This is a genomic window from Acidiplasma cupricumulans, from assembly GCF_001402935.1.
Taxonomy (GTDB): domain Archaea; phylum Thermoplasmatota; class Thermoplasmata; order Thermoplasmatales; family Thermoplasmataceae; genus Acidiplasma; species Acidiplasma aeolicum.
The window spans coordinates 1-11,006 of the sequence record NZ_LKBH01000197.1 but is presented as its reverse complement, the minus strand read 5'-3'; the positions used below and the strand labels follow the sequence as shown (position 1 = coordinate 11,006).

At 32.8% G+C, this 11,006-nt stretch carries 13 protein-coding genes, 1 tRNA gene and 1 pseudogene; 6 read left to right on the top strand and 9 right to left on the bottom strand.

The window, feature by feature from the left end; all coding sequences use genetic code 11:
- From AOG55_RS09860 to alaXM, 3 genes are all read right to left on the bottom strand, one after another.
- The coding region (locus AOG55_RS09860; RefSeq protein ID WP_449222421.1) for a ferritin family protein at positions 1-134 on the bottom strand (134 nt) is incomplete at its 3' end.
- A 5-nt stretch (positions 135-139) separates the two neighbouring features.
- On the bottom strand, positions 140-826 hold the full coding sequence (locus AOG55_RS06035) for a peroxiredoxin (protein WP_048101784.1): 687 nt from the start codon (positions 824-826) through the stop codon (positions 140-142).
- A gap of 187 nt (positions 827-1,013) precedes the next feature.
- On the bottom strand, positions 1,014-1,733 hold the full coding sequence (alaXM, locus tag AOG55_RS06030; RefSeq protein WP_048101785.1) for an alanyl-tRNA editing protein AlaXM: 720 nt from the start codon (positions 1,731-1,733) through the stop codon (positions 1,014-1,016).
- Between the two features lie 109 nt (positions 1,734-1,842).
- Here alaXM and pdo point away from each other — a divergent pair, with 109 nt between their 5' ends.
- Positions 1,843-2,505 carry a protein disulfide oxidoreductase gene (pdo, locus tag AOG55_RS06025; protein WP_048101786.1) on the top strand — a complete coding sequence of 221 codons (663 nt, stop codon included), beginning with the start codon at positions 1,843-1,845 and terminating at the stop codon, positions 2,503-2,505.
- A 96-nt stretch (positions 2,506-2,601) separates the two neighbouring features.
- Positions 2,602-2,674, top strand: a tRNA-Thr gene (locus tag AOG55_RS06020).
- A 25-nt stretch (positions 2,675-2,699) separates the two neighbouring features.
- Here the strand turns inward: AOG55_RS06020 and AOG55_RS06015 are convergent.
- A complete protein-coding gene (locus tag AOG55_RS06015) occupies positions 2,700-3,011 on the bottom strand; it encodes a hypothetical protein (protein WP_048101787.1) in 312 nt (103 codons plus the stop codon).
- Between the two features lie 120 nt (positions 3,012-3,131).
- Between AOG55_RS06015 and AOG55_RS06010 the strand changes: the two genes are divergently transcribed.
- Positions 3,132-3,629, top strand: coding sequence for a 2'-5' RNA ligase family protein (locus tag AOG55_RS06010; protein ID WP_162200876.1), 498 nt, complete (start codon positions 3,132-3,134; stop codon positions 3,627-3,629).
- A 6-nt stretch (positions 3,630-3,635) separates the two neighbouring features.
- Here the strand turns inward: AOG55_RS06010 and AOG55_RS06005 are convergent, their stop codons facing one another.
- Positions 3,636-3,902 carry a hypothetical protein gene (locus tag AOG55_RS06005; protein WP_048101789.1) on the bottom strand — a complete coding sequence of 89 codons (267 nt, stop codon included), beginning with the start codon at positions 3,900-3,902 and terminating at the stop codon, positions 3,636-3,638.
- A gap of 82 nt (positions 3,903-3,984) precedes the next feature.
- Here AOG55_RS06005 and AOG55_RS06000 point away from each other — a divergent pair, with 82 nt between their 5' ends.
- A complete protein-coding gene (locus AOG55_RS06000) occupies positions 3,985-4,644 on the top strand; it encodes a type I 3-dehydroquinate dehydratase (RefSeq protein WP_048101790.1) in 660 nt (219 codons plus the stop codon).
- Here AOG55_RS06000 and AOG55_RS05995 read toward each other — a convergent pair.
- The 3 genes from AOG55_RS05995 to dnaG form a co-directional block, all read right to left on the bottom strand.
- Positions 4,634-5,263 carry a MarC family protein gene (locus tag AOG55_RS05995; RefSeq protein ID WP_054963971.1) on the bottom strand — a complete coding sequence of 210 codons (630 nt, stop codon included), beginning with the start codon at positions 5,261-5,263 and terminating at the stop codon, positions 4,634-4,636. The genes AOG55_RS06000 and AOG55_RS05995 overlap by 11 nt on opposite strands.
- A gap of 71 nt (positions 5,264-5,334) precedes the next feature.
- Positions 5,335-6,816 (bottom strand): ATP-binding protein, encoded by a 1,482-nt coding sequence (locus AOG55_RS05990; RefSeq protein ID WP_048101792.1) that lies wholly within the window; start codon positions 6,814-6,816, stop codon positions 5,335-5,337.
- Positions 6,801-8,165: a DNA primase DnaG gene (gene dnaG, locus AOG55_RS05985; RefSeq protein WP_048101860.1), complete on the bottom strand. Its 1,365-nt coding sequence runs from the start codon at positions 8,163-8,165 to the stop codon at positions 6,801-6,803. Before dnaG ends, AOG55_RS05990 begins: the two co-directional genes overlap by 16 nt.
- A 317-nt stretch (positions 8,166-8,482) precedes the next feature.
- Between dnaG and AOG55_RS05980 the strand changes: the two genes are divergently transcribed.
- Positions 8,483-9,082 (top strand): hypothetical protein, encoded by a 600-nt coding sequence (locus AOG55_RS05980; RefSeq protein WP_052656782.1) that lies wholly within the window; start codon positions 8,483-8,485, stop codon positions 9,080-9,082.
- A 353-nt stretch (positions 9,083-9,435) separates the two neighbouring features.
- On the opposite strand, the gene AOG55_RS05975 is transcribed toward AOG55_RS05980, so the two are convergent.
- Entirely contained in the window at positions 9,436-10,548 is a 1,113-nt protein-coding gene (locus AOG55_RS05975; protein WP_048101793.1) for a mandelate racemase/muconate lactonizing enzyme family protein, read from the bottom strand.
- A gap of 250 nt (positions 10,549-10,798) precedes the next feature.
- Here AOG55_RS05975 and AOG55_RS09345 point away from each other — a divergent pair.
- Positions 10,799-11,006: pseudogene (locus AOG55_RS09345) on the top strand (hypothetical protein); the annotation flags it as partial.

The following is an 11,006-nucleotide window of genomic DNA, read 5'->3' as shown; positions in this document are numbered from 1 at the left end:
TTTTTATCCTTTGTTGCATATGCCCTCTCATCATAGAACATTATTGCCTGCATTTCCTCTATTAGTGACTGCCTTGCCCTTGAAAGGTCCTTTGTCCTTTCATCCAGACTGCCTTCTGATTCATAAACTGGCATATTTCTCACTCCGTTTTTGATAAATTCTTGGCCTCCTTTACTTCCTCCTCGGGAGCATCCTGGTATGTGAGCCACCATGCATAGCCGCGGTATTTTTTCATTCTTTCAGGTATATCATTCATTGTTGCTGGTGGAGGATTTATAAACGCTGATTTTATTAGTTCATTATTTGGCCAGTTTGCAGGTGTTGCTATTTTAAATTTATCAACCATTTGCAATGCCTTTATCATTCTCAGTATTTCAGATATGTTTCTTCCTATTTCAAGTGGATAATATAATATTGCCCGAACAGTTGATTTATTATCGACTATGAACACCGCCCTTACTGTTGATGTTGCTGATTCTGCATGTATCATGCCGAGATTCCTTGCAACATTTCCCATAGGGTCTGCTATTATTGGGAATTTTATATCTATTTTTAAATTATCATGAATCCAATTTATCCATTCCATGTGTGATATCTTTGAATCAACGCTTAATCCTATCAGTTCTGTATTTAATTTCTTAAATTCATCGCTTCTCTGTGCAAATGAAAAAAATTCTGTTGTACATACCGGTGTAAAGTCGCCAGGGTGGCTGAATAATACAAACCACTTTCCTGAATAATCGTCAGGAAGCTTCTTGGCACCTTGCGTGGTTATAACATCCATCTCCGGAAATTTCTCACCTATCAAAGGCATTTTATTTTCCATGTTTATCACATTGATATATACAAGTGGTTAATAAAGTTATTTATTTTATCAATCTTAATGAATGATTATATAAAAAAAATATACAAATAAACATTATCATAAACCTAAAACATTTCAAATATTAATAAATGACACCATAATTGATAAACTGTTTAAATATATATGAAAAATTAAGTTTAAGAACTTTTTATTCTAAACTGAAATTTAATCTTTTATGGCCCTTTCCCTTGTTTTCTATTTTTCCCATTATTATTTTTCCAACTTCTCTGGTATTTTTAACATGTGTTCCACCGTCAGCCTGAAAATCAAAATTCTCTATTTCAATTATACGTACATGATCAAGTTTCTTTATTAATTCTCTTCCTGGCTCTGTTCTGGCAAGACCGGGAATATTTAGAGCCTCATCACGGGATATATCCCTCTGAAAAACTTTTAGGCCCTTATTCACTATATCATTGGCCTCATCTATGATTTTAGATATTTTTTCCCTATCAATCTCTTTAAAATCGAAATCAACCCTTGCATGATCCTCATAAATCTGACCCCCGGTGATAAGACCTTCATCACTGTAATTATTATTAACAACACCATCAATTATATGCACAGCTGTGTGATACCGCATGTGTATGTATCTTCTATCCCAGTCTATTTTTCCATGCACATGGGCTCCTGGGGTTAACGATGAATTGGGATCTAAAACATGAATAATATCATCGCCCTCCTTATAAACATCTATAACGTTGTATGTTGTGCCATCCTGATTAACCGTACCGGTATCATTTGGCTGACCACCACTGGTTGGATAAAATAAAGTTCGATCTAATATAAACTTATTTCCATCAACAGAAACAACTTTTGCATCAAACTCAGTTCCATACATATCTGTATAATATAGCTTTTCGGTCATTCTTTAAAATATGGCAAGATTATATATTAATGTAATCATATAATAAATATAGTACACAAATTTGTGCAGAAATCTTTAAATAGTAGTTTAAAATACTTAATCGATAAATATGGCATTGATAAGAGATGAAGATAAAAAATACCTAATGGATGAATTTGCAAAAAAGCTAAAAAACCCTGTGGATCTGGTTGTATTTACATCCAATAATACAGACTGCAAATACTGCAAGGAAACAGTACAGCTTGCCGAGGAGGTTGCCACATTAAGCGACAAGATAAATCTGGTAAAATATGTATATGAGACCGATAAAGATCTTGTTGAAAAGTACGGTGTTGAAAAGTATCCAGCTACCATAGTGGCCCCAAAAGGTGTCGTGGATGGCAGGATAGTTTATTACGGTATTCCCTCAGGATATGAATTCGGATCATTAATAGAGGACCTTGAAAATGTTTCAATAGGTGATGCTGACGTGTCCAAAAAGGCTGTTGAACTGATTTCAAAGGTGGATAAACCAATCACAATAAAGGTTTATGTAACACCAACATGCCAGTACTGCCCAAGGGCCGTTGGAACAGCACATAAATTTGCGCTGCTTAACAAAAACATAAAAGGAGAGATGATAGAATCTCTTGAGTTCGATCAGGAAGCTTCAGATGTTGGTGTTTCTGCAGTACCGCATATAGTGATAAATGATGATGTTACTTTTGTTGGAGCATACCCTGACGACCAGTTTGCGGAATATGTAATGGAAGCATATAACCACGAAGAATAAAAATAATTATTTAATTATAAATTTTTTAAATTTTAATCCTGAAATAAAAACCAAAAGTAAAAATTTTAAATAATGCGTTTTAATAATGGTATTACTGCCATCGTAGCTCAGTTGGTAGAGCAGCTGATTTGTAATCAGCAGGTCGGGGGATCGAAACCCTCCGATGGCTTTAAATTATATTTATCCAAATTTTTTTATGATTTCCATATCCCTAGGGCAAGACCTATTATAAAAATTAGCACAAATAAAATTACGGTATTTGAACCAAGATGAAATATGGGAGCAAAATTTGATAGATAATGCGTGGTAAATGAAATTATGGTGGCCAATGATGGCACGCCTATTAAAACCATACCGAGAAAAATACCAATAATTAGTGCTATTAGTAATAATATAACTGCTAAAACTGATTTTTTAGCTATAAAGCCAAATATATAACCATCCAAAAATAGCAATAATAAAGTTATGTACGGTGCAAATGATTGGAGATAATGCGGATATAACATTAGAACTCTAAGCAAAAATCTGTATTAATATTTTGTTATAAAGTGTTAAAAATATATGCTAATAATTTGATTATTAAGATGTCAAAATTTTTTTATTCTGACATGGTTTTACAATATAAAATGATTAACAAAAATGATAGGATGAGGTGTTTTATAGCATCGCCGGTAACTTTAAGCCAGGAATTATACAATGGAATACAACTTCCGGGAAAGAAGGTTGATTTAAATCTGCTTCATATTACATATTACTTCCTTGGGAATATAGATAAAAAATATGCAAAAATGGTATGTGATATTATAAAAAATATCGATGAGGGTGCAGTAAAAATACATATTAAGGGATTAAGCGGCTTTCCCAAAAAGGAAGGTGCAAATATTGGATATCTGGACATTACAGGCAATGGCCTCGATAAAATTTATTATGACATAATTAATAGTTTGGGGGTTAAAAATAATAATTTTAAACCACATATTACAATTTATAGATTTAAAAGAAAATTAGAACTGCCAGAAATAAAAATAAACTGCGAGATAAAAATTGACAGGGTATGCCTCTATAACAGTATATTTAATGGTAAAAGGATATATGAAGAGATGTGCTGTGCAATGTTAAAATAAAATTTTTTAAACTATATAGTTTGTTTTATCCTTTTCCTCATCCTTATTTTTTATAACAAGGTTTTCCTCATCGAACTCTATGTATGCTATTGAGTTAATTGGTATAAGGCGAATTTTTTGTGAATTGTTATCCTGAACACGAAAACCAAGAGCGCCCTCCTCACCAAGTATTGCATAACCAACGTACTCCCCATCAGTAATCATTGGTTTATCATCACCGCTGCCGGATATAACCCTGTACTTAGATCCTTTCTTAATTTCTATCATATCCATAAATGTATATTCTTTTTTTAGTTAAAACCTTATCTAAACTCAAAGAATAACATTTATTATTGTTGTATTATTATAACATTGGATGACGGCTGATATTAATAACCTGCATAATATATACATATCCATATATTTTAAATCCTTTAATGAACTTAAAAATGCTTTTGACTCAGGTATTTTAAAAAAAAATAATAATTATGAAATAAGATTCGATCTTTTTGAATTAAATGATAAAAACCCAGAGAATATTATTTCTTACATGAATGAAAACAAAATAAATTACATATTTACATACCGTGGTAGCAAAATAGCAGATATAATAAAAGTATATTCATATGCATTTAACAGGGCACCAATAATAGATATTGATATTTCCAACTTTTATTTTAAAAGAGATGATTTTCAGAAATCTAGGTTGATGCTATCATATCATGGTAATAATAACGATGATGTAAAAAATATATTAAAAAAAATGGAGATGCACAATCCTGATATTTACAAGATAGCCTTAAATTATAATGATTATGAAAAATTCCTCAGGGACCTTTTAATAATAATGGATTTCAAAAAAAGAACCAATAAGGAAATGGCCTTTATACCAATGGGAGATAAAAATAGCTTTTTAAGGGTATTTTCCCTAATAACTGTTTCAGATATCGGCTATGCAAAATTTAAAGAAAGCACAGCGCCAGGACAGTTAACTTTAGATAATTATAATGAAATTTTTGAAATACTTAAACATTAAATATATGTATTATCCCGTTTGCTATTAGATCGACAGCTATTGCTGTAAGTAACAATCCCATTATTCTGGAAATTACTATAGACCCTGTTTTTCCAATTTTTTCAAATATCTTAACTGAATATTTAAGAATAATAAAAGATGAAATGAGAACAAGCACTATTGCTATTATAGTTATGAATCTGGATGTTAATGCAATGTTCTCTTCATTGAAAAATATAATAGCAGTGGTTATTGAACCAGGGCCTGCAAGAAGTGGGGTGCCAAGGGGTGCTATGGCAATTGCCTCCCTTTCAGATGACTCCTCCTTTTCTGCCTGCGTCATTTTGGTCTGTGATATTTTTCCCTGAAGCATATCAAAACCAACCTTAAACAGAAGTGCGCCTCCTGCTATCTCAAAATCATACAAATTAATTCCAAGAATGTCAAAAATGTATATTCCAAGAAACATAAATCCAAAAATCATTCCTGATGCTGTGTAAACAGCCTTTCTTATTACATCCTTCCTTTCTTTTATTGTGTATCCGTCTGTTAGGGATATTAAAACCGGCACTGCGCCTATCGGATTCATTATGGCAAATAATGCCACGTATACTGTAACAAATGTAATAATCAATGTCATTTTAATCAGGATGCTTAACAAATATTAATTATTTTGTGAGTATAAAAATTATTTTATAATTAAAGATAAATTTATTGATATGTTCTATCATCATTATAGTTATAATATGTATTATATTCACCCTTCTGAGATCCTGTAGCCTCCTGATTCATGGCATTATACATGCTTCCATAGTACTTCTTTATTTTCTCCTCAACCGGTATGTAAAGTGAAAGCGCCTCCTTAACATCATCTTTTTCTATGAGCTTGTGCTGCTTTTCCACTGCCATGTCTCCTGCGGCCCTTATAAGACCGCCCAGTTCCCTAAGTCTTAATGTAAGTGAGTTTTCCTTATGATCTTCCTTTGCCCTGCGCCTGCCCTCCTCTATAATTATTCTGGCAGCATCCATGGTCATGTGTGGTATTTTTCCGTCTATATTTATTTCCTGGGCTATAAACTGCAGGTATTTTAGTCTATTCTGGGGATTATCTGGCATTGCTATTTCCATAAGTATTTCATAACCATTACCGATAATTCTTGACCTTAATGGACTTAATATGTACTGTAAATCCTGTATGTTACATGCTGCAACAAGTATAAAATCGGTTGGAACATCGTCAACCCTTACACTTGCACCTGCGCTCTGTGGATTCCTGCCTATGATCGGGAATTTTCTTTCCTGCATTGCAGTTAATATAAATCTCTGAAGATTTCCTAAATGTGTGATTTCATCAATAAAAAGAACACCTTCATGGGCCATATGTACTGCACCGGCAACAACCCTTTCATATGGTAACGTCCCAAGCTGTGGATGACCACCATAGGGATCGTGCCTAACATCCCCTAAAAGTTCAGTTTCACTTGCACCTGTTGCAAGTACAAAGGGATTTCTATCTATTGGAACTATTACCTTGCTTGGACTTTTTTTCTCCATTTTTCTTCTTTTTTCAAGTGTTTTCTCATCAAGGACCCTTATTTTATCCCCAAATTTTTCGTAAACAACTATTTCCTCTTTATCCCCTATTCTTCTTGTTTGTGTTACCCTGTCGTTTGTGTTATTAACTCCAAAAGCAACGCCTATAACATTAAAAACGTCATTAAATGGACCCTGTGCACTGTTTATAATTTTACTGTTATTACAGTTTGGGCATATATTTTCAGTTGGTGGGGAATAAAATCCACAGTGCGGGCAGCGATAGCCTAAACGCTCGGCAACGTTCTGGGGTGCGTCCTTTGGATCTATAATCTGGCCTTCTATAGAATTTAGCTCATTCTTTTCCTTCTCTATTTCATCTATAGTTTTTACCTCTATAAATGGTCTCTCCGGATATGCAGGATTATGAACAACCCGGATCTCTTCCCTTGGTCTTTCAATATAAAATGACATGGCCTGTGCTATCATGGATTTACCAACACCTGGCGGACCAACAAGCAGTAGATTTCTACGCTGTTTTGCGGCAAGTAATGCAAGCCTAACGGCTTCTGGCTGGCCTATAACCCTATCAAGTGGATTTGTTGGAATTTTAACATATGAGGTATCTGGATAATCATTAAGATTTACATATGATCCCATGTAACCACCCTTATATTCTCAGGCTTTTTAGTCACATGGCCTATCTTCATGCCATAGATGTTTTTGATTCCAATGGTATATGCAGTATCTATTAATCTCTGTGTAATTATTCCACCTGTGATTAATGTATTTGCTCCGGTAATACCATCAAGCATATCAACGCCGGTTGATACTGGGTATTTCCCTAATGAATTTGAATCCTGATCAAATATTTCCATGTTCTTTTCCTCAAATAATTCCTCCAGTTTATTCTTTATAAATTTTGGGTCATTTATATTCCTCTTTATCTCCTCCACTTCCTGGACAGTGGCTTCTGAGGCCTGTACTTCCTTAACCTGTTCTTTATGATTTGTCTTATCTTCGTTTTTATGTTCTTCCCTTGAATCTGATCTGGATTCTTTTACCTCTTTTTCTGCAGGCTTTTCGGAGTGTTTTTCCTGATGATCTAATTTATTGTTTTCCTCAATCTTCTGTTTTTCCATATTTGATTTTTCGGTAAATTCTTTTAGCTCTTCTATCATGCCGTGTGATTCAAGATACTGTTCAACTGGAGTTTTATATTTTAAGGCCTTCACTATCTGTTTATATGTAAGTTCCTCAACCTCTGTTCCTGGTGGGGCCCTGGCAATAAAGTCAACATCTGCCACCTGAAGCATTTCTTTTATTATTAAATCCCCGCCATGGTCTCCATCCACAAATAATGTTACCGTTCTGGATTTTGAGAGTTCCTTGACGGTTTTGGGCACACTTGTTCCCTGAACTGCTATTGTATTTTTTATACCATATCTTAACAGATTTAGAACATCATTTCTGCCCTCAACAACTATTATTGAGTCGGAATTGTTAATTGCAGGACCTGCAGGCAGATGTTCTTCACCATATGATATTATTTCCTTTTTCTCAACCTCCTCTCTGACAGATTGAATTATGCTCTCGCTAAGGCTCTTACCATTCTCACCCATTTTTTTATATAATTCCTCTGCCCTCTGGATTACCCTGTCACGCTTGTTAATTCTTACATCCTCAACATCCTCTATTTCAACCTTGGCCTTGCATGGACCTATTCTGTCTATAGTTTCCAGGGCTGCGGCAAGTATGGAACTTTCAACTTGATCAAGGCCGGAGGGAATTAACACAAACCCCTCAGTTCTGCCCTTCTTGGTATCAATTTCTACCTCTATTCTGCCAATCTTTCCACTCTTCTGAAGGTCCCTTAAATCTAATTCATCACCAAGTAAACCCTCGGTTTGGCCAAAGATTGCACCAACCACATCAGGTTTTTCAACAACACCATCAGTTATTATTTTAGCCTTAATTAGGTATTTGGTTATATTTGGATCGACATTCACTATTATCACCGTTGTTATTTATTTGATTGATTATATTATGATAATATCAATTATCATTTATAATGTTATGTTTAAAATGTATATAATCTATTCGTTATTAGCCTTTTATAAATAAATATACCAGAAATTAAACCACTGAATTTATGATGGGAATGAATTTCCTGAATTATATTAAGGTACAGATTGCCGATAATTTAATATCCTCATATAATTAAGATACAATATTCAAATCTGGATAAATAATAAGAGTATTAACAAACGCGCTGATTGTAGTCTTAAGATTAAAATTATATAAGTATATATATCATTCAATCTTTATGATATTTATGCTGCTGGTCTTAAACGAATACCTAAAGGAATACCCCGTAAAAAAAAAGATAGTTCAGGCACTTTACAATAATGGTATATCCGTTAAGGGAGACAAACTTTTTTTAAATAATGTTGAGGTTTCAATAAGCAGCCTTGCAAACGCACTTAATGTAAATAGGAGAACGTTATATGAAACAATTAAGTTTATTAATAAAAATGATGTGGTTAGAACCATAATGGAAAATATATCGGTTATACCGGATATATCAAAAATATCGCTGTTAATGGGCTATGAGATAGTAACAATCTATATAAATATAGGATCATTTCCAAAGGTATTATGGGAGGTAATGTGCCTGATTAAAAAATATTCTTCTTATATTAAGGAAATGTATTCCATGAATTCTGATCTTGAATCTAATTTTATAAGAATTATTTTTTATAGTGAAATAGATAAAAATATATTCAGGGAAATAGACGAGATACCCGGAATAAATAGAATAGTTATCAATTCACCGGTAAAATTAAACATAATATGTAACAAGTGCGAGATCAAAATCTGCCCGCATAAGATATCGTCAGAATTAAGCAAAACTGATATTTTATAAGAATATATCAATACATAATCTTAAAAAAAAATTTTATCATGTCTCGAATGGAGTTACCATATAAACATTACAATATAGAAAACTTGACAGGAATAGACCATCCACAAACAAAGGTAATTTAGAAAAGTTAAATTATACAATTAACTCATTAAGGGTTTATTTTACAGCGAGGGGTGGGATGGTATAATTATAATTTTAAATGAAGGCATATGCCATTATCTATAAATAACAAGCCCGTGGCAACAACATTAATGGCATATTAAGAAAAAAGAGGTAAGGTTATATAAAAATAAATAAATTTATTAGGTAACTTATTTCAGGACATCACACATATTTTTCATGTAATTACATTATTATAATAATTTTTTAACTGAATATTTCTCAATTGCCGTTTCTTTTATTTCAGTTCCTGCACCCTTTATATTATTTAAATGGAAATAACCGTTTTCAGGCTTTAATGGATATTTCCAGACATCAAGAAGCCATGGGACATGCTCCACCATCCTTCCATTTTTTACTGATAGAACTAACTGGGCATGCAATGGCTGCTGTATATTGGTATGTGGATAAACATTTATGCCAAATGCCTCCGCAAGGTTTGCAATTTTTAACCATTCTGTTATGCCGGAAACTTTTGTTGCATCAACCTGTATTATATCAACAGCATTATTTATTATATAATCCCTGAAAATATATTCATTGTTCAATGATTCACCAAGTGCTATTGGAATTCTGCTTTTCTCTCTCAATATTTTATGCGATCTTACATCAAGTGAATTTAATGGCTCCTCAAGCCAATATATATTAAATTCATATAACTTATTTGACATCATTATTGCTGTTTCGAGATCCCATTTTGTGTTGGCGTCTATCATGATTTTCATTTTATTGCCAACAGCATTTCTTACAGCCTTTATACGCTCATAATCATCATCTGTATTTTTACTACCAACCTTTATTTTTATCGAGTTGTAGCCCTCATTTTTTAGTTCCATTGCATTCTCTACTAATTTATCCAGTGGCCATGAAAGCCATCCTCCATGTGTGTTATATGCCTCAACTATATCAGATTTTGCACCGAGAACCTTATATAATGGCATATCCATTTTTTTGCATAATATATCCCAGAGAGCCATATCAACCATGGATAAAATATACACACCAAGACCGTTAATTCCCAATCTAGGGTCCCAACCAAAATTATTTACATTAGTTATCTTATCCATTATTTTTAATCTCATAAAAGGATCCTCGCCTATTATTACATTTTTTATGTATTTATTAAACATTTTATATGGTAAATCCATTCCAGAGGCTGTATTCCAGTTATATCCATAACCATCAATGCCGTCATCTGTTGATAATTTTAATACAATAAGATTTATTTTATTTACTGTATATTGGGAATCCTTTATTGTATCCACCGGTATATCTAATATATATGTTTTTGCATCAACTATTTTCATATAAATAGCAATATAAATTATTATATAAATCCATATTCTTACATATAAATTATAATATATTATGCCTATGCCCCACTGTCAATAAAATTATTTTAATTTTTTTGCCTATTTCCTGCTTTTTCTATTAATGTTGGTATACAATTTAAAACCAATATCCATAGAAACTATTGGTTATGGATGGTTTAAACTTAAACACATCTAAAGATATATAACGAATGATTTATATAAATATATAAAAGGGGTAATGTAAATGCCTAGAAGAATATGGACTAGTGAGGTGAAATTCAATATTATAATGGAATCATTTCTACAATCACTGTGGCAGTACTGCCATTTCCATTTCATGAAGAATTTAAAAAATACCATGAATAATGAGCATTTGAAGGATGTATCAAAAATAGTGTCAGAGGCACTAATGGATGAATCGTTATTTAGGATGGCCATGGATAGGATGGAGG

Bases quoted from the DNA above. Each gene is read 5' to 3' on its own strand.
- pdo (WP_048101786.1), top strand. From the start codon at position 1,843: ATGGCATTGATAAGAGATGAAGATAAAAAATACCTAATGGATGAATTT.
- alaXM (WP_048101785.1), bottom strand. From the start codon at position 1,733: ATGACCGAAAAGCTATATTATACAGATATGTATGGAACTGAGTTTGAT.
- AOG55_RS06015 (WP_048101787.1), bottom strand. From the start codon at position 3,011: ATGTTATATCCGCATTATCTCCAATCATTTGCACCGTACATAACTTTA.
- AOG55_RS05990 (WP_048101792.1), bottom strand. From the start codon at position 6,816: ATGGGATCATATGTAAATCTTAATGATTATCCAGATACCTCATATGTT.
- AOG55_RS06035 (WP_048101784.1), bottom strand. From the start codon at position 826: ATGGAAAATAAAATGCCTTTGATAGGTGAGAAATTTCCGGAGATGGAT.
- AOG55_RS05995 (WP_054963971.1), bottom strand. From the start codon at position 5,263: ATGACATTGATTATTACATTTGTTACAGTATACGTGGCATTATTTGCC.
- AOG55_RS05980 (WP_052656782.1), top strand. From the start codon at position 8,483: ATGATATTTATGCTGCTGGTCTTAAACGAATACCTAAAGGAATACCCC.
- AOG55_RS06000 (WP_048101790.1), top strand. From the start codon at position 3,985: ATGACGGCTGATATTAATAACCTGCATAATATATACATATCCATATAT.
- AOG55_RS05975 (WP_048101793.1), bottom strand. From the start codon at position 10,548: ATGAAAATAGTTGATGCAAAAACATATATATTAGATATACCGGTGGAT.
- AOG55_RS06010 (WP_162200876.1), top strand. From the start codon at position 3,132: ATGATTAACAAAAATGATAGGATGAGGTGTTTTATAGCATCGCCGGTA.
- AOG55_RS06005 (WP_048101789.1), bottom strand. From the start codon at position 3,902: ATGGATATGATAGAAATTAAGAAAGGATCTAAGTACAGGGTTATATCC.